The organism is Streptomyces sp. NPDC058335 (assembly GCF_042723915.1).
In the GTDB taxonomy this organism is placed as follows: domain Bacteria; phylum Actinomycetota; class Actinomycetes; order Streptomycetales; family Streptomycetaceae; genus Streptomyces.
In genome coordinates this window covers 57,605-81,572 of record NZ_JBHXHX010000006.1, presented here as the reverse complement: position 1 = coordinate 81,572, position 23,968 = coordinate 57,605, and the positions used below count along the sequence as shown (strand labels likewise).

26 protein-coding genes and 1 pseudogene are annotated in these 23,968 nt (G+C 72.0%); 15 read left to right on the top strand and 12 right to left on the bottom strand.

Annotation, left to right across the window (positions count from 1 at the left end):
- The first annotated feature begins 125 nt into the window (after positions 1–125).
- The 3 genes from ACFWJX_RS12940 to ACFWJX_RS12930 all read left to right on the top strand — a co-directional run bounded on the left by ACFWJX_RS12940 (position 126) and on the right by ACFWJX_RS12930 (position 2,775).
- Positions 126–680, top strand: coding sequence for a phosphatase PAP2 family protein (locus tag ACFWJX_RS12940; protein ID WP_383241025.1), 555 nt, complete (start codon positions 126–128; stop codon positions 678–680).
- Positions 673–1,683: a decaprenyl-phosphate phosphoribosyltransferase gene (locus ACFWJX_RS12935; RefSeq protein WP_383241022.1), complete on the top strand. Its 1,011-nt coding sequence runs from the start codon at positions 673–675 to the stop codon at positions 1,681–1,683. The genes ACFWJX_RS12940 and ACFWJX_RS12935 overlap by 8 nt, the downstream gene beginning before the upstream one ends.
- Positions 1,684–1,815: 132 nt before the next feature.
- A complete protein-coding gene (locus ACFWJX_RS12930; RefSeq protein ID WP_383241020.1) occupies positions 1,816–2,775 on the top strand; it encodes a YihY/virulence factor BrkB family protein in 960 nt (319 codons plus the stop codon).
- Here ACFWJX_RS12930 and ACFWJX_RS12925 read toward each other — a convergent pair.
- Positions 2,729–4,096 carry a D-alanyl-D-alanine carboxypeptidase family protein gene (locus tag ACFWJX_RS12925; protein ID WP_383241018.1) on the bottom strand — a complete coding sequence of 456 codons (1,368 nt, stop codon included), beginning with the start codon at positions 4,094–4,096 and terminating at the stop codon, positions 2,729–2,731. The two genes, ACFWJX_RS12930 and ACFWJX_RS12925, sit on opposite strands and share 47 nt — an antisense overlap.
- A gap of 91 nt (positions 4,097–4,187) precedes the next feature.
- Here ACFWJX_RS12925 and ACFWJX_RS12920 point away from each other — a divergent pair, with 91 nt between their 5' ends.
- Together ACFWJX_RS12920 and ACFWJX_RS12915 are read left to right on the top strand one after the other, a co-directional pair.
- Positions 4,188–4,427 (top strand): SCO4848 family membrane protein, encoded by a 240-nt coding sequence (locus tag ACFWJX_RS12920; RefSeq protein WP_086765285.1) that lies wholly within the window; start codon positions 4,188–4,190, stop codon positions 4,425–4,427.
- Positions 4,428–4,464: 37 nt separating this feature from the next.
- Entirely contained in the window at positions 4,465–5,754 is a 1,290-nt protein-coding gene (locus tag ACFWJX_RS12915; RefSeq protein WP_383241015.1) for a metallophosphoesterase, read from the top strand.
- A gap of 57 nt (positions 5,755–5,811) precedes the next feature.
- On the opposite strand, the gene ACFWJX_RS12910 is transcribed toward ACFWJX_RS12915, so the two are convergent.
- Entirely contained in the window at positions 5,812–7,233 is a 1,422-nt protein-coding gene (locus ACFWJX_RS12910) for an ATP-binding protein (protein WP_383241012.1), read from the bottom strand.
- Positions 7,234–7,253: 20 nt separating this feature from the next.
- Entirely contained in the window at positions 7,254–7,943 is a 690-nt protein-coding gene (locus ACFWJX_RS12905) for a response regulator transcription factor (protein WP_383241009.1), read from the bottom strand.
- Between the two features lie 159 nt (positions 7,944–8,102).
- Here ACFWJX_RS12905 and ACFWJX_RS12900 point away from each other — a divergent pair, with 159 nt between their 5' ends.
- The gene (locus ACFWJX_RS12900; protein ID WP_383241865.1) at positions 8,103–10,511 is read left to right on the top strand and encodes an MMPL family transporter; all 2,409 of its coding nucleotides are present in this window, start codon (positions 8,103–8,105) and stop codon (positions 10,509–10,511) included.
- Positions 10,512–10,517: 6 nt separating this feature from the next.
- Here the strand turns inward: ACFWJX_RS12900 and ACFWJX_RS12895 are convergent, their stop codons facing one another.
- Complete coding sequence (locus ACFWJX_RS12895; protein WP_383241006.1) at positions 10,518–11,303, bottom strand: TetR/AcrR family transcriptional regulator; 786 nt, start codon at positions 11,301–11,303, stop codon at positions 10,518–10,520.
- 103 nt (positions 11,304–11,406) lie between these two features.
- A complete protein-coding gene (locus tag ACFWJX_RS12890) occupies positions 11,407–11,817 on the bottom strand; it encodes a VOC family protein (protein ID WP_383241003.1) in 411 nt (136 codons plus the stop codon).
- A gap of 199 nt (positions 11,818–12,016) precedes the next feature.
- Between ACFWJX_RS12890 and ACFWJX_RS12885 the strand changes: the two genes are divergently transcribed.
- The 3 genes from ACFWJX_RS12885 (at position 12,017) to ACFWJX_RS12875 (ending at position 13,443) form a co-directional block, all read left to right on the top strand.
- On the top strand, positions 12,017–12,478 hold the full coding sequence (locus ACFWJX_RS12885) for a TM2 domain-containing protein (RefSeq protein ID WP_383241000.1): 462 nt from the start codon (positions 12,017–12,019) through the stop codon (positions 12,476–12,478).
- On the top strand, positions 12,471–12,881 hold the full coding sequence (locus tag ACFWJX_RS12880) for a DUF2752 domain-containing protein (protein ID WP_383240997.1): 411 nt from the start codon (positions 12,471–12,473) through the stop codon (positions 12,879–12,881). The genes ACFWJX_RS12885 and ACFWJX_RS12880 overlap by 8 nt, the downstream gene beginning before the upstream one ends.
- Before the next feature lie 298 nt (positions 12,882–13,179).
- Positions 13,180–13,443: a TM2 domain-containing protein gene (locus ACFWJX_RS12875; protein WP_073495377.1), complete on the top strand. Its 264-nt coding sequence runs from the start codon at positions 13,180–13,182 to the stop codon at positions 13,441–13,443.
- 83 nt (positions 13,444–13,526) lie between these two features.
- On the opposite strand, the gene ACFWJX_RS12870 is transcribed toward ACFWJX_RS12875, so the two are convergent.
- The 5 genes from ACFWJX_RS12870 to ACFWJX_RS12850 all read right to left on the bottom strand — a co-directional run bounded on the left by ACFWJX_RS12870 (position 13,527) and on the right by ACFWJX_RS12850 (position 17,821).
- Positions 13,527–14,300 (bottom strand): succinate dehydrogenase iron-sulfur subunit, encoded by a 774-nt coding sequence (locus ACFWJX_RS12870; protein WP_383240994.1) that lies wholly within the window; start codon positions 14,298–14,300, stop codon positions 13,527–13,529.
- A complete protein-coding gene (sdhA, locus tag ACFWJX_RS12865; RefSeq protein ID WP_383240991.1) occupies positions 14,300–16,054 on the bottom strand; it encodes a succinate dehydrogenase flavoprotein subunit in 1,755 nt (584 codons plus the stop codon). The genes ACFWJX_RS12870 and sdhA overlap by 1 nt, the downstream gene beginning before the upstream one ends.
- A 24-nt stretch (positions 16,055–16,078) precedes the next feature.
- Positions 16,079–16,561: a succinate dehydrogenase hydrophobic membrane anchor subunit gene (locus ACFWJX_RS12860; RefSeq protein ID WP_383240988.1), complete on the bottom strand. Its 483-nt coding sequence runs from the start codon at positions 16,559–16,561 to the stop codon at positions 16,079–16,081.
- 5 nt (positions 16,562–16,566) lie between these two features.
- Positions 16,567–16,947, bottom strand: coding sequence for a succinate dehydrogenase, cytochrome b556 subunit (sdhC, locus tag ACFWJX_RS12855; protein WP_383240985.1), 381 nt, complete (start codon positions 16,945–16,947; stop codon positions 16,567–16,569).
- Positions 16,948–17,137: 190 nt separating this feature from the next.
- A complete protein-coding gene (locus ACFWJX_RS12850; RefSeq protein WP_383240982.1) occupies positions 17,138–17,821 on the bottom strand; it encodes a 2-oxo-4-hydroxy-4-carboxy-5-ureidoimidazoline decarboxylase in 684 nt (227 codons plus the stop codon).
- A gap of 178 nt (positions 17,822–17,999) precedes the next feature.
- Here ACFWJX_RS12850 and ACFWJX_RS12845 point away from each other — a divergent pair, with 178 nt between their 5' ends.
- Positions 18,000–19,598 (top strand): glycoside hydrolase family 20 protein, encoded by a 1,599-nt coding sequence (locus tag ACFWJX_RS12845; RefSeq protein ID WP_383241862.1) that lies wholly within the window; start codon positions 18,000–18,002, stop codon positions 19,596–19,598.
- 119 nt (positions 19,599–19,717) lie between these two features.
- On the top strand, positions 19,718–20,269 hold the full coding sequence (locus ACFWJX_RS12840) for a hypothetical protein (protein WP_383240980.1): 552 nt from the start codon (positions 19,718–19,720) through the stop codon (positions 20,267–20,269).
- A 26-nt stretch (positions 20,270–20,295) separates the two neighbouring features.
- On the opposite strand, the gene ACFWJX_RS12835 is transcribed toward ACFWJX_RS12840, so the two are convergent.
- Positions 20,296–20,790, bottom strand: a complete 495-nt coding sequence (locus ACFWJX_RS12835; RefSeq protein WP_383240977.1) for a DUF1877 domain-containing protein — start codon at positions 20,788–20,790, stop codon at positions 20,296–20,298.
- 149 nt (positions 20,791–20,939) lie between these two features.
- Between ACFWJX_RS12835 and ACFWJX_RS12830 the strand changes: the two genes are divergently transcribed.
- The 4 genes from ACFWJX_RS12830 to ACFWJX_RS12815 all read left to right on the top strand — a co-directional run bounded on the left by ACFWJX_RS12830 (position 20,940) and on the right by ACFWJX_RS12815 (position 23,741).
- A complete protein-coding gene (locus ACFWJX_RS12830; protein ID WP_383240974.1) occupies positions 20,940–21,365 on the top strand; it encodes a hypothetical protein in 426 nt (141 codons plus the stop codon).
- A gap of 163 nt (positions 21,366–21,528) precedes the next feature.
- Positions 21,529–21,969 (top strand): hypothetical protein, encoded by a 441-nt coding sequence (locus ACFWJX_RS12825; RefSeq protein WP_383240971.1) that lies wholly within the window; start codon positions 21,529–21,531, stop codon positions 21,967–21,969.
- A gap of 185 nt (positions 21,970–22,154) precedes the next feature.
- A complete protein-coding gene (locus ACFWJX_RS12820; protein WP_383240968.1) occupies positions 22,155–22,781 on the top strand; it encodes an RNA polymerase sigma factor in 627 nt (208 codons plus the stop codon).
- 87 nt (positions 22,782–22,868) lie between these two features.
- Positions 22,869–23,741 carry a hypothetical protein gene (locus ACFWJX_RS12815; protein WP_383240965.1) on the top strand — a complete coding sequence of 291 codons (873 nt, stop codon included), beginning with the start codon at positions 22,869–22,871 and terminating at the stop codon, positions 23,739–23,741.
- A gap of 145 nt (positions 23,742–23,886) precedes the next feature.
- Here the strand turns inward: ACFWJX_RS12815 and ACFWJX_RS12810 are convergent.
- Positions 23,887–23,967 (bottom strand): annotated as a pseudogene (locus tag ACFWJX_RS12810) (IclR family transcriptional regulator); the annotation flags it as partial.
- Position 23,968 lies beyond the last annotated feature (1 nt).

Sequence of the window (23,968 nt, the reverse complement as noted above, 5' to 3'; positions counted from 1 at the left end):
ACCGTATCGCCCCTTTGTAAGCGATTACTTTTGAAACATTCCACTCTCCCCGAAATGGGTGATTAATGGGATGTCGCCCAATATTGCCGGAGTTCCGGCGAGTCCGGCGTGAACAGTGAATCCACATGGACGACATGGAGACCGGCATGGACGACAGGGAGCCCGGCATCGACCACCGCATCCTCACGGCGGTCCGCGCCCGTGGCGCCGATCCGCGCGTGGCGGCCGCCGCACGCGCCCTGTCCGGGGCGGGCGAGCACGGCGCGCTGTGGATCGCGGCGGGGCTCGCGGGAGCCACCGTCGACGGCGCCCGGCGCGGTGCCTGGCTGCGCGCCACCGCGCTCACCGCGGGCGCGCACCTCGCCAGCATGGGCGTGAAACGGATCGTGCGACGCCCGCGTCCCTCGCATGTCGAGCCCCTGGTCCGCACCGCCGGACGGCACTCCTTCCCGAGTTCGCACGCGACCTCGGCCGCGGCCGCCGCCGTCGCCTACGGCGCCCTCGGGGCGTACGCCGTGCCCCCGCTCGCCGCCGCGATGTGCCTCTCACGCCTGGTCGTCGGCGTGCACTACCCCTCCGACGTGGCCGCGGGAGCCGCCCTCGGGGCACTCGCGGCGCGCGTCGGCGCCCGCTGGACGAGAGCAGGCGCGCACGGCGTCCGCGGAGGCGCTCATGACTGAGGCCGTGCCCCTCACCGAGACCCACCGCCTCACGGAGGCCCGCTCCCCGGAACCGGCCCTCCGCGGACAGCGCACCCGCCCCCACCGCCCCGACACCGGCGCCGACCCCGCCCCGCCGCCCCGCTCCCTCCTGGCCGGCCTCCTGCGCACCGCCCGCCCCAAGCAGTGGGTCAAGAACCTCCTCGTGGTCGCCGCCCCCGCCGCGGCCGGGCAGCTGTTCACCGTCCACGCCCTCACCGAACTCGCCCTCGTGCTCGCCCTGTTCACCGCCTGCGCCGCCGCCGTCTACCTGGTCAACGACGCCCGTGACGCCGAGGCCGACCGCGCCCACCCCACCAAACGGCACCGACCGGTCGCCGCCGGACAGGTCCCGGTGCCCGTCGCGTACGCCGTCGGAGGCGCCCTCGCGGTCCTCGCACCGGCCGCCGCGGCCTGGCTGACCGCACCCGCCGTCGCCGTACTCCTGACCGCCTACCTGGCCATGCAACTGGCGTACTGCGTCAGCCTGAAGCACGTCCTCGTCGTCGACCTCGTCGTCGTCACCACCGGGTTCCTGATGCGGGCCACGGTCGGCGGGCTCGCGCTCGGCATCCCGCTGTCGCGCTGGTTCCTGATCACCACCGGGTTCGGTGCGCTGTTCATGGTGTCGGCCAAGCGCTACTCCGAGGCCGTCCAGATGGCCGGGACGGCCGGCGCCACGCGCGCGTTGCTCACCGAGTACACCACCGGCTACCTGCGTTTCGTCTGGCAGCTCGCGGCCGGCGTCGCCGTGCTCGGCTACTGCCTGTGGGCCCTGGGGGAGGGCGGCGTCCCGCACACCAGCGTGCTGCCCTGGCGCCAACTGTCCGTGGTCGCCTTCATCCTGGCCGTCCTGCGCTACGCCGTCTTCGCCGACCGCGGCACCGCGGGCGAACCCGAGGAGGTCGTCCTCGGCGACCGCGCCCTCGCGCTCATCGGCCTGGCCTGGCTCGCCATGTACGGTCTGGCGGTCGCCAATTGGTGACCCGCGGTCCCGTCGTCGGTCACCCTCGTACGGTTCCGGGGTAGACGGTTCCTGGGCGCAACGTCCGTCGGCGGACGGACACGGGTGCTCGGCCGGAGTACCGCGCGGATCTAACAAGGGCAGAGTCGGATCATGGACTGGCTGAAAAAGCTCCCCGGGATCGGGCCGTGGATCGCGCGGCTGACGGCCACGCACGCGTGGCGGTCGTACGAGCGGCTGGACCGGGTGCAGTGGACGATGCTGGCCGCCGCGATGACGTTCACCAGCTTCGTCGCGCTCTTCCCACTGCTCACCGTGGCCGCCACGGTCGGCGCCGCCACGCTCAGCACCGAGCGACAGCAGGAACTCCAGGACAAGATCACCGATCAGGTGCCCGGCATCTCCGACCGGTTGAACATCGACAGCCTGGTGCAGAACGCCGGCACCGTCGGCCTCATCGCCGGTGCCGCCCTGCTGTTCACCGGCGTCGGCTGGGCCGGTTCGATGCGCGAGTGCCTGCGCGCGGTGTGGGAACTGCCCGTGGAGGAGGAGAACCCGGTCCTGCGCAAGGCCAAGGACCTGGGCATCCTCCTCGGCCTCGGCGGCGCCGTCCTCGCCACCCTCGCCATCTCCACCGTCGCCTCCGCGATGGTCGGCTGGATCATCGAGCAGGCGGGCATCGACGAGTCCGGCTGGGGCGGCATCCTGCTGCGCGTCGCCGCCTTCCTCGTCGCCGTCCTCGCGGACTTCCTGCTCCTGCTGTACGTCCTGACGCTGCTGCCGGGCGTCGAGCCGCCGCGCCGCCGCCTGATCGTGGCGGCGCTGACCGGCGCGGTCGGCTTCGAACTGCTGAAGCTGCTGCTCAGCGGCTATATGCAGGGCGTGGCCGCGAAGAGCATGTACGGCGCGTTCGGCGTGCCCATCGCCCTGCTGCTGTGGATCAACTTCACCGCGAAACTGATCCTGTTCTGCGCCGCGTGGACGGCGACGGGGACCGCCGACACCGACACCGACTCCGACACCGGCACCGATACCGGCACGGAAACCGCTGCCACCCCGGACGCGGTCAGCGGCGGCGGCGCACCAGGTCCGGCAGCGGCCAGCGCCGGTTGACCAGGAACGCGGCACCCGCGAGCAGCACCAGCACCCCGCCGGTGATCGCCATGGCGATCCCGATGCCACCGGAGCCGTTCTCGGCGACGGCGCCCGCCACCGGCTTCTCGGAGACGTTGCCGGCGCCGCCGGCCTCCCCGTCCTCACCGGACTTCGCGCCGGGCTGCGCGCTGGCCTGCGCGGCACCCTTCGGCGGGACCAGCTCGCCCACCGGGGTCACCTTGCCGGCCGCCTGGAAGCCCCAGTCGAAGAGGGCGGCGGTCTCCTTGTAGACCTCGTTGTGGTCGTCCTTCTCCGGGTTCATCACCGTGACGAGCAGCACCCGTCCGGCGCGCTCGGCGACGCCGGTGAAGGTGGCCCCCGCGTTGGTGGTGTTGCCGTTCTTGACGCCCGCGATGCCCTGGTACTGGCTTATGTCGTAGTCGCCGGTCAGCAGCCGGTTCGTGTTCTGGATCTCGAAGGTCTCGCGGACCGTCTTGCCCTTCTTGTTCTTCGTCGTGGCCCCCGGGAACTTCGCGGTCAGCGTCGAGCAGTACTCGCGGAAGTCCTTCTTCTGGAGCCCGGAGCGGGCGATCAGCGTCAGGTCGTACGCGGAGGAGACCTGGTGGGGAGCGTCGTAGCCGTCGGGGGAGACCACGGTGGTGTCGAGGGCCTGGAGCTCCTCGGCGTGCTCGTTCATCTGCTTGACCGTCTCCGCGACGCCGCCGTTCATCGACGACAGGACGTGCACGGCGTCGTTGCCCGAGCGCAGGAAGACGCCGAGCCACAGGTCGTGGACCGAGTAGGTCTCGCCCTCCTTTATCCCGACGAGGCTGGACCCGGAGCCCAGGTCCTCCAGGTCCTTCGGCTGGACCTTGTACTGCGTGGACCTGGGGAACTTCGGCAGGAGGGTGTCCGCGAAGAGCATCTTCATGGTGCTCGCCGGGGGCAGCCGCCAGTGCGCGTTGTGCGCGGCGAGCACCTCGCCGGACTGGGCGTCCGCGACGATCCAGGACCGTGCGGTGACGTCCTTCGGCAGCACCGGCGCGCCGCCGGCGAGCTGGACCTGCGTCCCGGCCTGTCCGAGGCGGGCCCCGCCCAGCGACGACATCTTCGCCGGGGGAGTGGCCGACGGACTGGTCGAAGCCGAAGCCGAAGCCGAAGCCGAAGCCGAGGCGTTCGGCGAACCGGAGGCGGACGGCGAACCGGAGACCGGGGCCGACGCCGACGGCGTCGGGGTCGGCGCCGCCAGGGACACGGGCGCGGTCAGCGCGAGGGACGCGAGGGTGGCGGAGGTGACCAGCAGGGTTCGCCTGGCGGTCTGCTTCAAGGGTGCGGGCACGACGGAGAAAGTACCTGGCAGACGACGGGAAGTCCCGCCCCCCTCCCCACCCCCGTCATGGAACCGGACACCGGGCGGCGATACTGAACGTATGAAGCTCAGCCGCCGGGTGTCCTGGTTCCTTCTCGCCTTCGGGGTGTGGAGCTGGATCATCTGGGTCACTTTCGTCAAAAACCTGATCAAGGACGGCAGCGGTCTCGCGTTCGACGACGGCGATCCCACGGCCTACTTCTGGGTCCATCTGACGCTCGCCGTCGTCTCCTTCGTACTGGGGACGGTCGTCGGGGGCATCGGGTTGCGCGGACTGCGCGCCCTGCGCCGAACCTCATAGCCCGACGCCGACAAACCACAGCGGGGATACGACAACCGTGGCCATCCTCTTCGTGCTGCTCGCCCTGGCCGTCCTGGTCGGGGCCAACTGGTACCTGTGGCGCCGCCTGTTCCGCGACACCACCCGCGCCGGCGGCTGGGTCCGGCGCGGCGGCGCGGTGCTGATCGCGGGCGGCTGGGCCCTCGCCGTGGGCACCCTGGTCGCCGAACGCGCGGGCGCCCCCTTCTGGCTCCAGCGCGTCCTGGCCTGGCCCGGCTTCCTGTGGCTGGCCCTGTCGATCTACCTGCTGCTCGCGGTCCTGGCGGGCGAGGCCGTACGGCCGCTGCTGCGGCGCTTTCTGGAGCGGCGGGCGTCCGCCGAGGTGCCGGTGGCGCGGCCGGTGGACGCGCGGCACGAGGAGACGGAGACCGTGCCGCCGTCCTCCCGGACGAGCGCGAAGCCCGCGCCGCCCGAGGAGCGCCCCGAGGCGCCCGAGGACACCGGCTCCACGCTCCTCGCCGCCCCCTCCCGCCGTCTGTTCGTCTCCCGGGTCATCGGCGGCGCCGCGGCCGTGGCCGCCGCCGGGACCGTCGGCTACGGCACCTACGGTGTGCTGCGCGGCCCTCAGGTGAAGCGGGTCACCGTCCCCCTGGCCAAGCTGCCGCGCGCGGCGCACGGCTACCGGATCGCCGTCGTCAGCGACGTCCACCTGGGCCCGGTCCTCGGCCGCGGTTTCGCGCAGCAGGTCGTCGACACGATCAACGGCACGCAGCCGGACCTGATCGCGGTCGTCGGCGACCTGGTCGACGGCAGCGTGAAGGACCTCGGCCCGGCGGCCGCGCCCCTCGCGCAGCTGAAGGCACGTCACGGCAGCTATTTCGTCACCGGCAACCACGAGTACTTCTCCGGCGCCGAGGAGTGGGTCGAGGAGGTACGGCGGCTCGGCCTGCTCCCCCTGGAGAACGCGCGGACCGAACTGCCGTGGTTCGACCTGGCCGGCGTCAACGACATCGCGGGCGAGAGCGAGGGCCAGGGGCCCGACTTCACGAAGGCGCTCGGCGGCCGGGACACGGCACGCGCGTGCGTGCTCCTCGCCCACCAGCCCGTGCAGATCGACGACGCCGTCGAGCACGGCGTCGACCTCCAGCTCTCCGGCCACACCCACGGCGGCCAGCTCTGGCCCGGCAACCTCCTAGCCGCCGCCGCGAACCCGACCGTCGCGGGCCTGGAGCGCTACGGCGACACCCAGCTGTACGTCTCGCGCGGCGCCGGCGCCTGGGGCCCGCCCACGCGCGTGGGCGCGCCCTCGGACATCACCGTCATCGAACTGGCGTCGAAAGAGGCCTGAGGAGCACCAGATCCGCACCCGCGGGGTGACCGGTGTACCGGACGCCCGGCGGGGCGCCTAGCCGCACTCCGCCGGGCGGGCCGGCAGCCGTACCGTCACCCCCAGGCCCTCGCCCGGGGCCGTGCGGACGCTCACCTCGCCGCCGTGGGCGTCCACCACGCCCTGCACGATCGCCAGGCCGAGACCGCTGCCCGCGCCGCCGCCCGCGCGGAAGAAGCGGTCGAAGACCCGCGCCGCGTCCTCCGCGGCCAGCCCCGGCCCCTTGTCCTGCACCGACAGCCGTACGACGTCGTCGGCGCGCTCCACGGCGAGCCGGACGGGCACGTCGGCGGGCGTGTGCGTGCGCACGTTGGCCAGGAGGTTGCCGAGGACCTGGCGGAGCCCCGACTCGTCGGCCCGCACCAGCACCGCGCCCTCCGCGTCGACCGTGACGGGCCGGTCCGGCTGCTGGGCGCGCAGATCCTCCGCCGCGTCCCGCACCAGGCGGCTCACGTCCACGTTGCGCAGCCGCAGCTCGGGCCGCTGGTCGAGGCGGGCGAGGGTGAGCAGTTCGTCGACGAGCCGGCCCATGCGGTCCACCTCGCCGTTCATCCGGTCCCAGGCGCGCCGCCGTTCCGCCGGGTCGCGCAGCATCCCCTGGTCGTACAGCTGGAGATAGCCGCGGATCGCGGACAGCGGGGTGCGCAGCTCGTGCGAGGCGTCGGCGACGAACCGGCGCAGCTGGGCCGCGCTGCGCTCGCGCGTGCGGTACGCCGTCTCCACCTGGTGGAGCATCGAGTTCAGCGCCAGCCGCAGTTGCTCGACCTCCTGGGTGGGGTCGTGGCGCGAGGGCACGCGCCGGGTCAGGTCGCCCTCGGCGATCGCCGAGGAGGTCTCCACCATGTCCTCCAGCGGCCGCATCCGCCGCCGCACGCTGAACAGCGTCAGGCAGGCGAGCAGCGCCAACAGCACGGTGCCCACGGCGAGGTCGAGCTTGAGCGCCTTGACCATGCCCTTGTGCAGGGCGTCGGTGGAGGTGGCCAGCAGGACGTAGGTGCCGTCGGGGAGCCGGGTCGCGGTCGCCCGGTAGGCGGCCCCGTGCACGGTGACGTCGTGCGGGTCCGCGTCGCGGGCGAGGGCGGCGGGGTCGTCGACCGCCTCCGCCAGCCCGGTCTGGGCGTCGGTGGGCTCGACGCCGAAGACGGCCACCGCCTGGCCGTCGCGGCCGACGGCGGCGAAGACGGTGTCCGGCGAGGGGAGTTCCTCGGACCGTTCGGACACCAGCCGGTCCCGGACGAATCCCAGCACGCTCAGCGAGTCGATCTGCCGCAGGGTGATCCCGGAACTGCTCAGCGAGGCCCGGGTCTTGGTCAGCTCGGAGTCGGCCTGGTCCAGCAGGTAGTGCCGCATGCCCATCAGGCTGACGGCGGTCGCGGCGACGATGCCGAGCGCGAGCAGCGCCACATTGGCCGCCGTCAGCTTCACGCGCAGGGAGTGCATGCCACGCCGGTGCAGCCGTTTCACGCCAGCCCGTATCCGACGCCCCGCCGCGTGGTGATCACGGGCGGTCCCAGCGCGTCCAGCTTGCGCCGCAGATAGCTGATGTAGGTCTCGACCACCGTCGACTCGGGCGGGGTGTGCTCGTACTGCCAGACGTGGCGCAGGAGTTGCTCCTTGGGCACGATCCGGCCGCCGTTGCGCACCAGGAAGCGCAGCAGGGCGTACTCGGTGGGGGTCAGCTCGACGGTGCGGCCCGCGCGGTGCACCGAGTAGGTGGCCTCGTCCAGTTCCAGGTCGCCGTAGCGCAGCGGTGGGCGTTGCGGGAGGACGTCGTCGGGCCGGGTGCGGCGCAGGACGGCCGTGATGCGGGCGACGACCACGTCGATGTCGAAGGGCTTGGTGATGTAGTCGTCACCGAAGCCGAGGGCGCCGACGATCTCCGCGGGCGCGTCCCGCGCGGTGAGGAAGACCAGGGCCAGATCCGGTCGCCGCTCGCGCAGTTCGCGCCCGAGGGCGCGTCCGTCGCCGTCCGGCAGCATCACGTCGAGCAGTGCCACATCGGGCCGCACGCGGCCGGCGAGGGCGAGGGCCTCGCGGACGGTGCCCGCGGTCATGACCTCGAAGCGGTGGAAGCGCAGGGCGATGGCGAGGACGTCCGCGATGCTCGGTTCGTCCTCCACGACCAGCACGGTGCCGGGAGCCGTCGTCATGCCCCCAGTATCGGCGGGGCCGCCGGGAACGGGGCCGGTTCCCGCTTTGGAGTTCCTTGAGAGTCGGGGCGGTTCGCCGCCACGCGCGGGTGACGGCCCCGATCCTGTTGCGCAGGACCTGGGGGACCGACCGACGACGAAGGAGCGAGCGTGGCGGCATTGGCGCGATGGTGCTATCGGCACCGGCTGGTGGTCCTGTTGCTGTGGGTGGGGGCATTGTTCGGACTGGGCTTCTCGGCCTCGTCCGCGGGCACGGACTACGCGAACGTCTTCTCCCTCCCCGACACGGATTCCAAGAAGGCGTACGACCTGATGGAGAAGGCGTTTCCCGCGCGCGCGGGCGACACCGACACGGTCGTCTGGAAGGTGGACGAGGGCTCGGTCCGGGACGAGGCGGTACGGTCCCGGATCCAGCCCGCGCTGGAGGAGATCGCCGGCATGAAGGGCGTCGGCGGCGTCACCAGCCCCTACGCGGGCGCCGAGGGCGCGGGCCAGGTCAGCGGGGACGGGCGGATCGCGTACGCCCAGGTCACCTTCACCGACCAGGCGAACGCGGTGCCCAAGGAACTCGTCGAGGACGTCGTCGACACCGCGCGGGGCGCCCGGCAGGACGGCCTGGACGTCGAACTGGGCGGCCAGGCCGTCCAACGGGTGCAGGAGCCGCCGACCGGCCTCGCCGAGATGGTCGGACTCGCGGCCGCGGCGGTCGTGCTGTTCCTCGCCTTCGGCTCGCTGTTCGCGATGCTGCTGCCGATCGGCGTGGCCGTCTTCGGCGTCGGCACCGGCATGTTCTCCACCCAGCTGCTCAGCCATGTCACCGACATCCCCGACCTGGCCCCGCTGCTGTCCACCCTGATCGGCCTGGGCGTCGGCATCGACTACGCCCTGTTCATCGTCACCCGGCACCGCAAGGGCGTCCTGCGCGGCATGGACCCGGAGGAATCGACGGTCACCGCCCTCAACACCTCCGGCCGGGCCGTGCTGTTCGCGGGCGGCACCGTGTGCATCGCGCTCGCCGGGATGCTGGTGACGAACCTGCGCTTCCTGGACGGCGTCGTCATCGGCACCTCCCTCACGGTCGTCCTCAGCGTCCTGGCCGCCACCACGCTGCTCCCGGCGCTGCTCGGCTTCCTCGGCCCGCGCGTGCTCAGCCGCAAGCAGCGGCGCATGCTCGCGACGACCGGCCCCGAGCCCGAGAAGGCGACGGGGCTCGCCCTGCGCTGGTCGGCGGGCGTGCAGCGGCGGCCGTGGCGGATCGCCGTGCTCGCGCTGGCGGTCATGGCCGTCCTCGCCCTGCCGGTGCTCTCGCTGCGCCTGGGCGCCACCGACCAGGGCAACGACGACACCACCACGACCACCCGGCAGGCCTACGACCTGCTGGCCGAGGGCTTCGGACCGGGCTTCAACGGCCCGCTCCAGGTGGTCGTGTCGGACGGCGACACCACCGCCCTCGTCAAGGACATCGAGGGCACCGAGGGGGTCGCCCAGGTCACCGCGCTGCCGCCCGCCCAGGGTGTCACCGTCGTCCAGGTGATCCCCACGACCTCACCGCAGTCGGAGGAGACGGACGCGCTCATCGACCGGCTGCGCGACGAGGTGATCCCGGGCGCCGGGGCCGAGGCGCACGTGGGCGGGGTCACCGCGGTCTCCAAGGACTTCGCGACCGTCACCGGGGACCGCCTGCCGCTGTTCGTGGCGACGATCATCGGCCTGGGCTTCCTGCTCCTGCTGGTGGCCTTCCGCTCCCTGGTCGTACCGCTGACGGCGGCCCTGATGAACCTGGTCGCGGCGGCGGCCTCCTTCGGCGTGCTCGTCGCGGTCTTCCAGTGGGGCTGGGGCCTGGAACTGCTCGGCCTCGGCAAGGAGGGCCCGATCAACGCCTTCCTGCCGGTGATCATGCTGTCCCTGCTGTTCGGCCTCTCGATGGACTACCAGGTGTTCCTGGTCAGCCGGATGCACGAGGAATGGGTGCACACGCGCGACAACGCCCGCGCGGTGCGCGTCGGCCTCGCCGAGACCAGCCGGGTCATCAACTCCGCGGCCCTGATCATGGTCTGTGTGTTCCTCGCGTTCGTCCTGAGCGGCGACGCGGGCGCCGCGATGGCGGGCGTGGGCCTCGCGGCGGCGGTCGCCCTGGACGCGTTCATCCTGCGTACGGCCCTGGTCCCGGCCGCGATGCATCTGCTCGGCACGTCCAACTGGTGGCTGCCCGCCTGGCTGGAGAAGCGGCTGCCGCACCTGGCGGTGGAACCGCGCGAGGAGGCCGGGGAAGCGGCACCGGTGGCCGACGGCCCCGCCTCGGCGGTGCACGGCTATGTGCGCGACCCGGCCGGCGATCCCGTCGAGGGCGCGGCGGTCACCCTGATGTCCAAGGGCGGACGCCAACTGGACCGGGTCACCTCCCTCGCCGACGGCTCCTACATCGTCTCGGTCCCGGCGCCGGGGACGTATCTGCTGGCGACGACGGCACACTCGTACGCCTCGCGCGCCCGGCAGGTGATGGTCGTGGCCGAACCGCTGGTCGTCGACGTGGAGCTGGAGCAGGGGGAGGTGGACGCGCCGCGCTGACGCGCGCTACTCGTCCCGGTCGGCCGGGCCCGGCGGCTGCTTCTTCGCCGGGTCCGGCAGGGCCTTCGTCATGCCGGGCAGGAAGTCCGTGAACAGCTCGTGCACCTCGTGGACGAGCGGCCGCAGCACCCGGAAGCGGGCCAGCGCCACACCGCGCGCGGTGAGCCGCGCGCCCCGCTCCGCGAGCCGGTAGCTGCGCTCGCGGCCCTCCGTGCGGTCGAAGATCCAGTACAGGACGAGTCCCATCTGGGAGAGCCACATCAACTCGGGCAGCACCTCCCGCAGTTCCTCCGGCACCTTCGCCCTCGACCCGGCCAGCACCTCCTTGTGGACGTTGATGGCCTCCACGCGCGCGTGCTCCGACTCCGGGGAGAAGGGGCTGAGCGGGCTGTCCGGGTCGGCGGCGTTCTTGAAGAACTGCACCGCGAACTCGTGGTACGGCGTGGCCACGTCCAGCCAGATCCGCAGCACGCCCGCCAGCCGTGCCTCCAGGCCGCTCTCCCGTTCCAGCAGCTCCGTGATCGCCGCCCGGTGTTCGGCGGCGAGCCGGTCGTAGAAGCCCTGGATCAGGTGCTCCTTGCCGGCGAAGTAGTAGTACGCGTTGCCGACCGAGACCCCGGCCTCCTTGGCGATGGCCCGCATCGTCGTCCTGTCGTAGCCGCGCTCCTGGAACAGCCGCATCGCCGTCTCCAGGATCAGCGCGCGGGTCTGCTCCGACTTGGTCGGAACGGAGGCCTCGGAGGACCGGGTCGGGGGAGCGGCCCCGTCGGGGCCGTCGTTGTTCGCGGGCACGGGAAGAGAGCCTAACCAGTGGGGCAGGCGCCGTCGTCACAGGCGGGGGACGTGTGGACCCAGCCCCGCGCCGGGTCGTACGCCCATCCGTCGGCCCGGCGGTTCACATCCTTCGGCCCAGTTCCGGCCGCTTGGAGTAGTCGGTGAAGCCCAGGACGTTCCCCCAGGGGTCGGCGATCTCCACGGTCCAGCCGGTGGCCTCCGGGAACGGCGCGTCCAGGGTTCCGATGCCGGCGTCCGCCAGCGCGCGGGCCGCCACACGCGCGTCCGGCACCTCCAGCCAGACGCGCGGGGAGGGCCACGGCGGCGGCCGGTGTCCGAGGGCCTCCTCCTCGCGCAGCAGGATGCCGGGCGTCTCGCCCCCGACCTTCAGCAACGCGATCCCGGCCTCGTCGAACCGGAACGCCACCGCGAACCCGGCCCGCTCGTAGAACCTCACGGCCTCATCGAGGTCACCGACGGGCAGCAGGACGTTGTCGAACCCGAGCAGTTCGTAGGACTCGTCATCTGACATACCGTCAGAATAGGTGTGCACCGGACCGAATCGGGTGATTGCCGACGGCCTAGCCACAGGAACCACCGGCCGGAGCACCGGGTCGCGCCCGGCCTTTGCCCGCTCTCGCCCGGACCTGGCTTCACCGGCGGCGGAATCTTCGTGCAAGATGACGTGAACTCACTTCGTCCGCTCACACCGAACCGCCTCGGGGGTCACCTTGTCCGAACAGCCGCAGCAGCCCCAGCAGCCGCCCCAGCCCGGCTACGGGTACCCCAACGCGGGCCAGCAGCAGCAGCCCTACCCCGGTCAGCCCGGCCCCTACGGGTACCCCCAGGGCGGACAGCAGCAGGCCGGCTACCAGCAGCAGGGCTACCCGCAGGGCGGCTACCCGCCCCCCGGCGCCGTCCCGCCCGGCGCCTACACCGGCGACCCCAACGCCCCCTACGGCTACGACCCCTACGGCCGGCCCCTCTCCGACAAGTCGAAGATCGTCGCCGGCATCCTCCAGCTGTTCCTCGGCACCTTCGGCGTCGGCCGCTTCTACATCGGCCACGTCGGCATGGGCCTCGCCCAGCTGTTCACCTGCGGCGGCCTCGGCATCTGGGCGCTGATCGACGGCATCATCCTGCTCACCAGCAACGACAAGACCGACGCCCAGGGCCGGATCCTGCGTGGCTGACGTGGTGGGCGGGGAGCGTGGCTCCCTCCTGCGACACCCGGCGGCGGCACCCCTCGCGGTGTTCGCCGCCGGTCTGGCCGGCTCGGCCTACCTGTACGGCACTGACCCGCACGAGAGTGGCCATCTGCTGCCCCAGTGCCCGTTCCGCTTCGTCACGGGCCTGCTGTGCCCCGCGTGCGGCGGCACCCGCATGACGTACGACCTGATGCACGGTCATCTCGGCGCCGCCTGGCTGGACAACCGCGCCCTGCTCCTCGCCTCGCCCTTCGCGCTCGCGCTGTTGGGCCGCTGGATGTGGGAAGGGCTGAACGGACGCCGCTGGCGGCCCACGCTCAGCAAGCGGTCCCAGGCCGTGATCCTGGGCCTCGCCGTGACCTGGACCGTTGTGCGCAACGTCTTCTGAGTCCGTCCGTCCGCCCAGGCGCCGATGCGCAACGCCTTCCGGGGCGACGGGGTTGGCGCGATTTGATCACGGAATAGGAACGATCGTTCGCTCCTACTCCCTTTTCTCCCGCCGATCTCTCTAGGCTCACGGCTCACAGGGGGGACGTCCCGCATGGCCGAAACGCGTGCGCGGACGTTGTGGACGCACGGCCCGCGCAAGCTCGGCATTTGTGGAACTCGCACCCTCCTGGACTCCCCATTCCGGAGCAACCAGCTTCGGAATCGCCGGAACTCGAAGCAATCCAGGAGCAGTTCTCATGACCGTCCCCACCCCCGAGGCCCCCTACGGTGTCGACCCGATGGGCCGTCCGTACTCCGACAAGTCGAAGATCGTCGCGGGCATCCTCCAGCTCTTCCTGGGCACCCTCGGCATCGGCCGCTTCTACGTCGGTTCCGTCGGCGTGGGTGTCGCCCAGCTCCTCACCTGCGGTGGCCTCGGCATCTGGGCGCTGATCGACGGCATCCTGTTCCTGACGAGCAACGACCGTACCGACGCCCAGGGCCGTGTCCTGCGCGGCTGATCCCGCTCGCCCAACGCCGAGGGCCCCGCTCCCTGCACTGCAGGAGCGGGGCCCTCGGCGTTGCGCCGGATCAGCCGCCGGGATCAGTAGCGGCGGGTGATGAGCGCCCGCTTCACTTCCTGGATCGCCTTGGTGATCTCGATGCCACGCGGGCACGCGTCCGTGCAGTTGAACGTCGTACGGCAACGCCACACGCCGTCACGGTCGTTCAGGATCTCCAGACGCTGCTCGCCGGCCTCGTCGCGCGAGTCGAAGATGAACCGGTGCGCGTTGACGATGGCCGCCGGGCCGAAGTACTGCCCGTCGTTCCAGAAGACCGGGCACGAGGACGTGCACGCGGCGCACAGGATGCACTTCGTGGTGTCGTCGAAGCGCTCGCGGTCCTCGGCCGTCTGGAGCCGCTCACGGGTCGGCTCGTTGGTGTCCTTGGTGATGAGGAAGGGCATGACGTCGCGGTACGCCTGGAAGAACGGGTCCATGTCGACCACGAGGTCCTTCAGGACCGTGAGGCCCTTTATGGCCTCGACCGTGATCGGCTTGGCGGGGTTGATGTCCTTGATCAGCGTCTTGCAGGCGAGGCGGTTCTTGCCGTTGATCCGCATCGCGTCGGAACCGCAGATGCCGTGGGCGCAGGAACGGCGGAAGGTCAGGCTGCCGTCCAGCTCCCACTTGATCTTGTGGAGGGCGTCGAGGACGCGCTCCTTGGGGTCGATCTCCACCTGGAAGTCGTCCCAGTACGCCTCCGCCGAGACCTCCGGGTTGAACCGGCGGATCCGGAAGGTGGCCGTGATGTAGGGGGAGTCGGCGAAACCGGGCTCGGGGGCCGAGTCAGCCTTGTCCAGAACAGGGGTAGCCATCAGTACTTACGCTCCATCGGCTGGTAGCGGGTCTGGACGACCGGCTTGTAGTCGAGACGGATGGACTCGGTGCCGTCGTCGCCCACCTCGCGGTACGCCATGGTGTGGCGCATGAAGTTGACGTCGTCGCGGTTCGGGTAGTCCTCGCGGTAGTGACCGCCGCGGGACTCCTTGCGGGCGAGGGCGGACACGGCCATGACCTCGGCCAGGTCGAGCAGGTTGCCCAGCTCGACGGCCTCCAGCAGGTCGGTGTTGAACCGCTTGCCCTTGTCCTGGATCGAGACGTTCAGGTAGCGCTCGCGCAGCTCGGCGATCTTCTCGACCGCCGTCTTGATCGTCTGCTCGGTGCGGAACACCATGACGTTGGCGTCCATGGTCTCCTGCAGCTCGCGACGGATCGTCGAGACCCGCTCGGTGCCCGTCGAGGTGCGCAGCCGCTCGATCTGCCCGACGACCAGGGACGCGGGGTCCTCCGGCAGGTCGACGTAGTCGGCCTTCTGCGAGTACTCGGCGGCGGCGATGCCCGCGCGCTTGCCGAACACGTTGATGTCCAGCAGCGAGTTCGTGCCCAGCCGGTTGGCGCCGTGCACGGACACACAGGCGACCTCGCCGGCGGCGTACAGACCGGGCACCACCGTCGTGTTGTCGGCGAGCACCTCACCCTGGACGTTCGTCGGGATGCCGCCCATGGCGTAGTGCGCGGTGGGCTGGATCGGGATCGGGTCCGTGTACGGCTCGATACCGAGGTAGGTGCGCGCGAACTCGGTGATGTCCGGCAGCTTGGCGTCGAGCTGCTCCGGCGGGAGGTGCGTGAGGTCGAGGTAGACGTGGTCGCCCTCGGGACCGCAGCCGCGGCCCTCACGGATCTCCGTGTAGATGGACCGGGACACGACGTCACGCGACGCCAGGTCCTTCATGACGGGCGCGTACTTCTCCATGAAGCGCTCGCCGTCCTTGTTGCGGAGGATGCCGCCCTCACCGCGGGCGCCCTCCGTCAGCAGGATGCCCATGCGCCAGATGCCGGTCGGGTGGAACTGGAAGAACTCCATGTCCTCCAGCGGGATGCCGCGACGGTAGACCGCCGCCTGCCCGTCACCCGTCAGCGTGTGCGCGTTGGACGTCACCTTGAAGAACTTGCCGGTGCCGCCCGAGGCGTAGATCACGGCCTTCGCCTGGAAGACGTGGATCTCGCCGGTGGCCAGCTCGTACGCCACGACGCCGGCCGACTTCTTGACGCCGTCGACCTCGGTGATCAGCTGGTCCAGGACGTAGAACTCGTTGAAGAACTCCACGCCCTCCTTCACGCAGTTCTGGTACAGCGTCTGGAGGATCATGTGGCCGGTGCGGTCGGCCGCGTAGCAGGACCGGCGGACCGGGGCCTCGCCGTGGTTGCGGCTGTGACCGCCGAAGCGTCGCTGGTCGATCGTGCCGTTCGGGGTCCGGTTGAACGGCAGGCCCATCTTCTCCAGGTCGAGGACCGAGTCGATGGCCTCCTTCGCCAGGATCTCGGCGGCGTCCTGGTCGACCAGGTAGTCACCGCCCTTGATCGTGTCGAAGGTGTGCCACTCCCAGTTGTCCTCCTCCACGTTGGCCAGCGCGGCGGCCATGCCGCCCTGCGCCGCACCCGTGTGGGAGCGGGTGGGGTAGAGCTTCGTCAGGACCGCGGTGCGGCTGCGCTTCGTCGACTCGATCGCGGCGCGCATACCGGCGCCGCCGGCGCCGACGATGACGGTGTCGTACTTGTGGATCTTCATGGGTGGATTACCTCAGCCCCGTGCCTAGCGGATGTTCGGGTCGAAGGTGAAGATCACCAGCGTGCCCAGCAGGATGGTGAACACCGTGGCGGTGTAGAGCAGGCCCTTCAGCCACAGCCGGGTGTTCGCGCGCTCCGCGTAGTCGTTGATGACCGTGCGCAGGCCGTTGGCGCCGTGCAGCATCGCCAGCCACAGCATCAGCAGGTCCCAGACCTGCCAGAACGGCGAGGCCCAGCGGCCGGCCACGAAGGCGAAGCCGATCTTGGAGACGCCGCCGTCCAGCACCAGCTGGATCAGCAGGTGACCGATGACCAGGACGACCAGGACGACGCCGGAGAGGCGCATGAACAGCCAGGCGGCCATCTCGAAGTTGCCCCGGGTCGACTTCGGGGACTTCTTGGTCCGCTGGCGCGGAGCCTCGATCAGGGGCGCCGGATTGTCGACGCTGTACAGGGCGGCGCCCTCGACGGGGCCGATCCCGGACGCGGTGGTTTCAGTGGTGGCCATCTGTCTCAGCTCCCGAACACTTCACGAGCGGCGTGGCCGAGAACGGGGTAGATCGCCCCGATCATCAGCACGACCCAGATGCCGGCGACGGTCCAGAACATCTGCTTCTGGTAGCGCGGGCCCTTCGACCAGAAATCGACGGCGATGACACGCAGACCGTTCAGCGCGTGGAAGAGGATGGCGGCCACCAGGCCGTACTCCAGCACGGCGACGATCGGGGTCTTGTACGTGGCTACGACCTTGTCGTAGTCCTCGGGGGAGACACGCACGAGTGCGGTGTCCAGCACGTGTACGAACAGGAAGAAGAAGATGAGGACGCCGGTGACTCGATGAGCCACCCAGGACCACATTCCTTCCCGGCCGCGGTACAGCGTTCCAGCCGGCACGGAAGAACCCTCCGGGAGCGGGGATTGGGGCCTGCCGGCTTCGGCGTCGGACGGGCCCGGCCGGGTACGGTCCACCGGCCCCCAGCATCGTAGCGACGCGCTGGCGCTCGGCTTACGGGGGGCCTACCGGTGTGATCAAAGTGGCACGCGAATGAGTGAGCGGGCGCGGCAAATGGGGTGGGGTGTGCCGTTATCTCCCGGCTGCGGACCCGTGGTGACCGGTCGCTCCCCTCGGCGGGGCCGCGGACGTCACAGTCCCGCCCCTGAGGAAGCCGGCCAGCCGTTCTCTGGCCAGTCGCCTGAGTTCTTCCGCCGTCACCACCCGTTCCTCCTCGGGATCGTTCGTCAATCGTGACCGGATGGCTTCCAGGACGTAGTCCAGGGTCTCGTTCGGGGGGACGCCGTCCAGGCAGATGACGAACGTGTGGCCGAAACGGGCCTCGTAGGCCGCGTGTGCCGCGCCGAGCGCCATGTGGGCCGCGCCGTAGGCGTCCTCCGGCAGGGACGGCAGGGACTCGGCCGCCAGCGCCTCTGTCAGGTCCCCCGCCGTCAGGTCGTAAGCCGCCTCGTCCGACGCGGCCAGGAGGGCGTCCAGCGTGGGGTACGGGCGGTGGGCCGCTACGCGGTGGGCCCAGCGGAGGCTGCGGAGGCAGCCGAGGAGGGTGCCGTGGGCCTCGGCCGCGGGCGCGCCGTTGAACCCTTCCAGCGCGGTGGAGGCCGGCGGAGGGGTCCGGGTCTGTTCCGGGAGGGTCGGTACGGCGACCCGGTCCGGAAGGTCGGAGAGACGGTGCGCAGGCAGCGTGGATCCTCGAGTCACAGGCGGTGTGGCAGGGGATGCAGTGAAAGGTGTGACCACGTTATCGAGAGTGGTCATGACGTGTCCGACGGATGCCCGAATTTCACCCGCGCGGGAGAGTTTCGGAACGGGTGCTGGACCCCTTCGGCGCGCCCCGTCCGGACACGGGTCGTAGGTTGGCGGGGTGAGCAGGCACAGGCACCGGCGCCGCGCGCCGGAGAAGAGGCCGCAGGACAAGGCCGTACGGCGGGCCCTGCTGGCCGGCGGTCTCGTCGTCGTGCTCGGGGCGGGCGTGGGCGTCTGGGCCTCCGGCGACGGCGGAGCGCCCGCGGGATCGGCGGCGGACCGGGCCGCCGGTACGTCCGGCGGGGTGAGCGGTGATCCGGCCCCGTCGGCGTCGAGTGCGAGCCCGACCCCCACCCGGTCGTACGCCCTCTCCAAGGCCCCCCGGACGATTCCCGCCGTCCGTGCGCACACCCCGGCGCGCGGGCCCGGCTGGCAGCCGGCCGCCGGGCAGCGGGTCGTGGTGAGCGACGCGGACCTGGCCGACGAGGGCCGGCTGGTCGCCGGTGAGCTGGGGATGACGTACGCGGGCGAGCGGGACGACATGCGCGCCGGGGACCTGCGGCTCGCGCTGAACGACGACGAGGGCGCGAACCCGGAGTCGTACACCATGACCGTGCGCGGCGGGCGGGTGACCGTCAGCGGGCCGTCCGACGCCGGAGTGTTCTACGGCACCCGCACCCTGAAGCAGGAGGTGCGCGGCGGCGGTACGGCGCCGGAGGGCGTCGTGCGCGACGAGCCGGCCAAGCCGCGGCGCGGATTCATGCTGGACATCGCGCGCAAGAACTTCACCGCCGGGTGGATCGAGGACCGGGTGCGGGAGCTGGGGGACCTGAAGTTCAACGAGATAGGCCTGCACTTCTCCGACGACCAGGCCTTCCGGATCGAGTCCGACACGCACCCCGAGATCGTCTCCAAGCAGCACCTGACCAAGGCGCAGGTCAGGAAGATCGTCGATCTGGCGGAGAGCCGGCACCTCACGGTCGTGCCCGAGATCGACTCGCCCGGACACCTGGGCGCCGTCCTCGCCGCCCACCCCGAGCTGCAACTGCGCAACGCGAGCGGTGTCGCCACGCGCGGGGCGATCGACATCTCCAAGGACGCCTCCGCGGCCCTCCTCGACGACCTCCTCGACGAGTACGCCGAGCTGTTCCCGGGCGGGCAGTGGCACCTGGGCGGCGACGAGTACCAGGCCCTGACCGTCTCGAACCCGGAGGCCTCCTACCCGCAGCTCGCCGCCGCAGCGCGGGAGCGGTACGGCTCCGGCGCGACCGTCGCCGACCTCGCGACCGGCTGGCTCGACGACCGCGCCGACACCGTCCGCACCCACGACCGCACCGTCCGGGCCTGGAACGACGGCTTCTTCAAGGGCACGTCGGTGCAGGCCGACGCCGCCCTCCAGGTCGCCTACTGGACCGGCAAGGAGATCGGGGCGCGCCCGCCCACCGACTACCTGAGCGCGGGCCGTGAGGTCCTCAACTACAACGACGAGTACCTCTACTACGTCCTCGGACAGCCGCAGACCTTCGTCTACCCGACCGGGCAGCGGATCTACGAGCAGTGGACCCCGCGCGTGCTGCGCGGCACGACGCCGGTGCCCGCGCGCTACGACGGCCAGATCCTCGGCGGGACCTTCGCCGTCTGGTGCGACCTGGCGAACTCGCAGACCCAGGACCAGGTAGCGGCCGGCATCCGGATGCCGCTGCGGGCGACCGTGCAGAAACTGTGGGACCCGGGCGCGCCGGAGCTGTCCTGGACGCAGTTCAAGGCGCTGGCGGACCGCCTGGGCTGAGCCCCGCGGCCTGGCCGAAAACCTCTCCTCCCGGCCCCCTGTGACACTCCTCGGCTGTCGCACGCAGTAAGGGGAAGTGCGGGCTCCGTAAGGGCGGTGCCCTGGACAGGGAGGCGTGAATGAGCCTGGTGGACCTCATCGCCCAGGCCGACGAACGCGGTCTGGCCGCGAGCGGACTGGCTTGTTTGGATCGGTGCGTGCCCCTCCTCGGAGGCGACGACGAGATCCTGCGCCCGCTGTGGGGCAACCTCACGGAGGCGTCCGACGCGGCCGACTGGGGCGGAATCCTGGAACAGACACGCGCGAAGCTGGGCGAGGGTCACGCGGACGACGAGGCCGTCCTGCTCGCCCGGCGGATGCTGGCGGCCGCCCCCGCCGAACGCACCGCCGCCCGGATGCGGGTCTGGGCGGACGCCTGCTCGGTGGCCTCGCTCCGGATCCACCGGCTCCTCGACACCGCCGACGACCCCGCCACGCTCGACTCCCGCCGCGCGGGCCGTACGCAGGACATGCCGCCGCTGGCCGCCGCCGAGCTGCGCCGACAGATCACCGTCCTGGAGGTCCTCGCCGGGCACGGCGCGGGCGGGCTGCGCCGGGCGCTGGAGGTGTCCGTCGAGGGACGCCGGGTGCTGCGGGCGGTGGTGTCCCGCAGGGCACGCGGGCGGAAGTGACCCGGCGGGTCAGGCGCAGGCGTGACTCAGGTGTGCAGCCGCTTCACCACCGCGTCGCCGTACCGCGCGGTCGTCGTGCAGAGAGCCGTCAGGTCGGCGTGGGCGGAGGCGAAGGCGGCGCGGGCGCGGACCTCCTCGGCCGGGCCGCCGTAGCGGGGGAGCAGCTCGGGGCGGACCGGGCGCCACAGGTCGTCGAAGTCGGATTCCGCGAGGAAGGCCGCCACGGGGATCGTCTGGGCGGCGGTGAGCAGCAGGAACGGCGGCTGCTTCGGGCCGGTGGCGTAGACCTGTTGGCCGCCGAGGACCACATGGGCGCCGGGCCCCGCGTCGACGTGCTCCGGCGGGGCGTCGGCGTAGAGGAGCTGCTGGTCGGGGTAGCGGTCGCCCGGGATCTCCTCGCGGTGGCGCCTGATCCGGCCGCGCAGGGCTTCCTGGTCGTCGTCGAAGAGTCTGCGCAGCCAGCTCGTGCTGTTGCGCAGCGCCGAGGCCGGTACGGCGCGGAGGCGGAAGTACGCGCTCATCACTCCGGCAGCGCACCGGAGGGCGGAGGTGTCACTCCGGTGTGCGTCGTGCGGGGAAGGTGGGGCGGTCCTGCGCCGGTCCGGGAAACAGCCCCGTACGGGGTGACGGAAACCGGGCGGACCTCGCTGTTCCGTACGTGACGTGGAATGTGACTCGAGGTGCGGCGGACGCCGCGACGGAGGCCCCGGCGCCGGGGCAGACCCAGCCGGGCGGCCGGCCCTCCGCCGCCGCGAGACCGGCGCGGTGGGCGGCGGACGCCGTGACCGCCCTGCGCGAGGGCGCACGGCTGCACCTCGACTACTCGGCGCAGAGCCTGTGGCGCGTCGACCGGGTCATCGACGAACTGCGCCGCGAGGAGACGCCGTACGGCGCCGTCGAGAACGTGCTGCGCGGGCTCGGGGCGTACGGCGGTGAGGTGATCGTCCGCCAGACCGGCGGCGAGTGGTGGTCGACGGGCGGCGACCACTGGGTCCGCACCCCCGACGGCCGCCTGTGGGACCCGGTCGACGAGGCCCGCCGCTGCTTCGCGGGCCACGGCTCGCTACGCCTGCTGTGCCGGGACGCGACGGGCTAGCCCCGCTCCGGGACGGAGCCGGGCAGGGGCCCGCGCGAGGCCCCGCCCGCGGTGTGACCAGTGACACAGCCGGTGCCCGTGATGCTTCCCGCCTCCGATCCGCTGGGGCAGGCGGGGGGCCTGGCTCGGCGGTCCCCCCACCCGAGGGGAGGGGACGGACCCGATGGATGACGAGAGCGGGATGAGAGCGTGCGCGGCCGGATTCGTCGCGCGCGTCGGCGCCCGCGGCCGGCTGCCGCTGGACTACTCCGTCGCCAGTCTGCGCGTCGTCGACTTCCTGGTCGACGGCCTGCGCAAGGGCGGCGCGGACCGGGAGCGGGCGCACGACACGCTGGTCGAACTCGGTGCGTACGTGGGGGAGGTGCTGGTCCGCCGGGCCGGCGCCGTATGGGTCGACCTCGACGAGCGGCAGCGGGCCTGGTTCGGCCAGCCCGTCGGGGTGCGCATGCCGGACGGACGGGTCTGGAACCCCCTGGGCAAGGTCGTCAACCGCTTCGAGGCGGGCGGCGCCGACGAGTCCCTGCACACCTTCTACCTGACCCTGCACGGCAGGGCCCGGCGGACCCCGGGCAGGGGCGCGCAGGCCAGGGGGGCAGCGGCCTGACCCCGGGACGCGCCGCCGGTACCGGCACGGTCCCACGGGCGTGGGCCGAACCGGCGCCGACGGTGTCCTGTGACACTTCTGTGAGGCCTGACGCTGATGACCGTGGGGGCGAGGACGCGGCCGGTACGTGTGCACGGCGCGTTCGCCACGCACCCGCCACGAACTCCGCACGAACGAGGACAGTCTTGGGCCAGGGAGGGGAACCCCGGCGCGCGCAGGCGTACGACGGGGAACTGGGCGCGGCGGTAGCGCGAGCCCAGGACGGCGACGAGTCGGCGTTCGCGGTCGCGTACCGGATCGTGCAACCGGGGCTGCTCGGCTATCTGCGCGGCATCGTCGGCGACGACGCCGAGGACGTCGCCTCCGACGCCTGGCTGGAGATCGCCCGCGACCTCGGGCGGTTCAAGGGCGACGGCGCGGGCTTCCGGGGCTGGACGGCGACCATCGCCCGCCACCGGGCCCTGGACCATCTGCGCAGGCTGCGGGTACGGCCCCGGTCGGCGGCGCTCGAACAGGACATGCTCGACCTGCCCGGTCCGCACGACACCCACGACCAGGTCGTGGAGTCCCTGTCCACGGAGCGGGCCCTGGAACTGGTGCGGGGACTGCCGCCCGACCAGGCCGAGGCCGTACTGCTGCGGGTCGTGGTCGGCCTGGACGGACCTGCGGCGGCCCGCGTCCTCGGCAAGCGTCCCGGCGCGGTCCGTACGGCCGCCCACCGAGGGCTGAAGCGGCTCGCACGCCAGCTCGGCGGCGGCGGCGTCGAAGGTGTGACGGATGACGGCCCCCGGACGCTGGGGGATTCGAAGTGAACGGTGACGGTCGCGGCCCGTATGGATCAGGGGCGGCGGACGTACCCGGCGGAAGAGATCGAACAAGCGCGACAGGCGGAATCGGACATGGGTGAACGGATGAGCGGCGGCGGGGACGTCCACCGCCGACACGCACACCCCTCCCGCTCCGCCCCCGACACGGACGGTCACCCCCGGGTGGAGGCGCTGCTCGCACGCGCCCTGCGGCACACGGACAGCGGTCCCGAGCGCGAACGGCGGGCCGTCGCCGCGTTCCGGGCCGCGCGGGACGCCGGCGCCCACCGGGCCCGTACCCGGCGGCGGGACGACTGGCGGCCCCGCGCGCAGCGGCACACCGCCCGCTCGCTGAAGGCCACGCTCTCCGTACTCCTCGCGAGCCTCACCCTCGGTGGTGTCGCGGTCGCCGCGATCGGCTCGGCCGGCTCCTCGGCGGGTACCGCCGACGACAGCGGACGCCGGGCTCCGTCGGCGAGCACGTCCGACAGCCGGCGCGCCGAACCCACGCCCACCCTCACGTCCGGCACCTCCGCGGACCAGCACCGGCCGCCGTCCGCCCAGGACACCGAGGCCCAGTGCCGCGCCTACGGCCAGGTCGCGGGCCGCGGCAACGCGCTGGACGCCACGGCGTGGCAGCGCCTGGTCACCGCCGCGGGCGGCGAGGAGCACGTGACCGCCTACTGCGCGGCCCGCAGCGCGTCGGCCACCGCGACCCCCGGGAACGGTGGCGGAAACAGCGGCGGAGACAGCGGCCAGGACAGGAGCGGGGGCGGCGCGGACCCGGCCGCCGGACACACGGGCCAGCCCGGGAGCGCTGGAAACACCGGAAACATCGAAGGCGCGGGAAACACCGGGAGCGCGGGAAACACCGGGACGACCGGGAACACCGGAACGACCGGGAACACCGGAACGTCGGGAAACACCGGAACGACCGGCAACAGGGGGAACAACGGTCAGCCGTAGCCCGAGGAGACGTCGGAGGCGAAGGACGGGGAGCCGTAACCGCTCTCGAACCGACCCTCGACGGTGGCCCGGAAGATGCCGCGGCGGTGCTGCCGAGGCAACGGCCGCTGTTCCTGACCGCTACTGGTCAGGCGCTGGTCACGTGGATGCCCGCCACCGTCTCCTCGAGGTCGATGGAGTAGCCGCGCTCGCGGATGCGGGCCAGGTCGGCGAGGAGGGAGGCGCGG

Excerpts from the sequence above, each read along its gene's own strand:
- ACFWJX_RS12940 (WP_383241025.1), top strand. The coding sequence starts at position 126 with ATGGACGACATGGAGACCGGCATGGACGACAGGGAGCCCGGCATCGAC.
- ACFWJX_RS12935 (WP_383241022.1), top strand. The coding sequence starts at position 673 with ATGACTGAGGCCGTGCCCCTCACCGAGACCCACCGCCTCACGGAGGCC.
- ACFWJX_RS12930 (WP_383241020.1), top strand. The coding sequence starts at position 1,816 with ATGGACTGGCTGAAAAAGCTCCCCGGGATCGGGCCGTGGATCGCGCGG.
- ACFWJX_RS12920 (WP_086765285.1), top strand. The coding sequence starts at position 4,188 with ATGAAGCTCAGCCGCCGGGTGTCCTGGTTCCTTCTCGCCTTCGGGGTG.
- ACFWJX_RS12910 (WP_383241012.1), bottom strand. The coding sequence starts at position 7,233 with ATGCACTCCCTGCGCGTGAAGCTGACGGCGGCCAATGTGGCGCTGCTC.
- ACFWJX_RS12905 (WP_383241009.1), bottom strand. The coding sequence starts at position 7,943 with ATGACGACGGCTCCCGGCACCGTGCTGGTCGTGGAGGACGAACCGAGC.
- ACFWJX_RS12890 (WP_383241003.1), bottom strand. The coding sequence starts at position 11,817 with ATGTCAGATGACGAGTCCTACGAACTGCTCGGGTTCGACAACGTCCTG.
- ACFWJX_RS12875 (WP_073495377.1), top strand. The coding sequence starts at position 13,180 with ATGACCGTCCCCACCCCCGAGGCCCCCTACGGTGTCGACCCGATGGGC.
- ACFWJX_RS12870 (WP_383240994.1), bottom strand. The coding sequence starts at position 14,300 with ATGGCTACCCCTGTTCTGGACAAGGCTGACTCGGCCCCCGAGCCCGGT.
- sdhA (WP_383240991.1), bottom strand. The coding sequence starts at position 16,054 with ATGAAGATCCACAAGTACGACACCGTCATCGTCGGCGCCGGCGGCGCC.
- ACFWJX_RS12860 (WP_383240988.1), bottom strand. The coding sequence starts at position 16,561 with ATGGCCACCACTGAAACCACCGCGTCCGGGATCGGCCCCGTCGAGGGC.
- ACFWJX_RS12850 (WP_383240982.1), bottom strand. The coding sequence starts at position 17,821 with ATGACCACTCTCGATAACGTGGTCACACCTTTCACTGCATCCCCTGCC.
- ACFWJX_RS12840 (WP_383240980.1), top strand. The coding sequence starts at position 19,718 with ATGAGCCTGGTGGACCTCATCGCCCAGGCCGACGAACGCGGTCTGGCC.
- ACFWJX_RS12835 (WP_383240977.1), bottom strand. The coding sequence starts at position 20,790 with ATGAGCGCGTACTTCCGCCTCCGCGCCGTACCGGCCTCGGCGCTGCGC.
- ACFWJX_RS12825 (WP_383240971.1), top strand. The coding sequence starts at position 21,529 with ATGGATGACGAGAGCGGGATGAGAGCGTGCGCGGCCGGATTCGTCGCG.
- ACFWJX_RS12815 (WP_383240965.1), top strand. The coding sequence starts at position 22,869 with ATGGGTGAACGGATGAGCGGCGGCGGGGACGTCCACCGCCGACACGCA.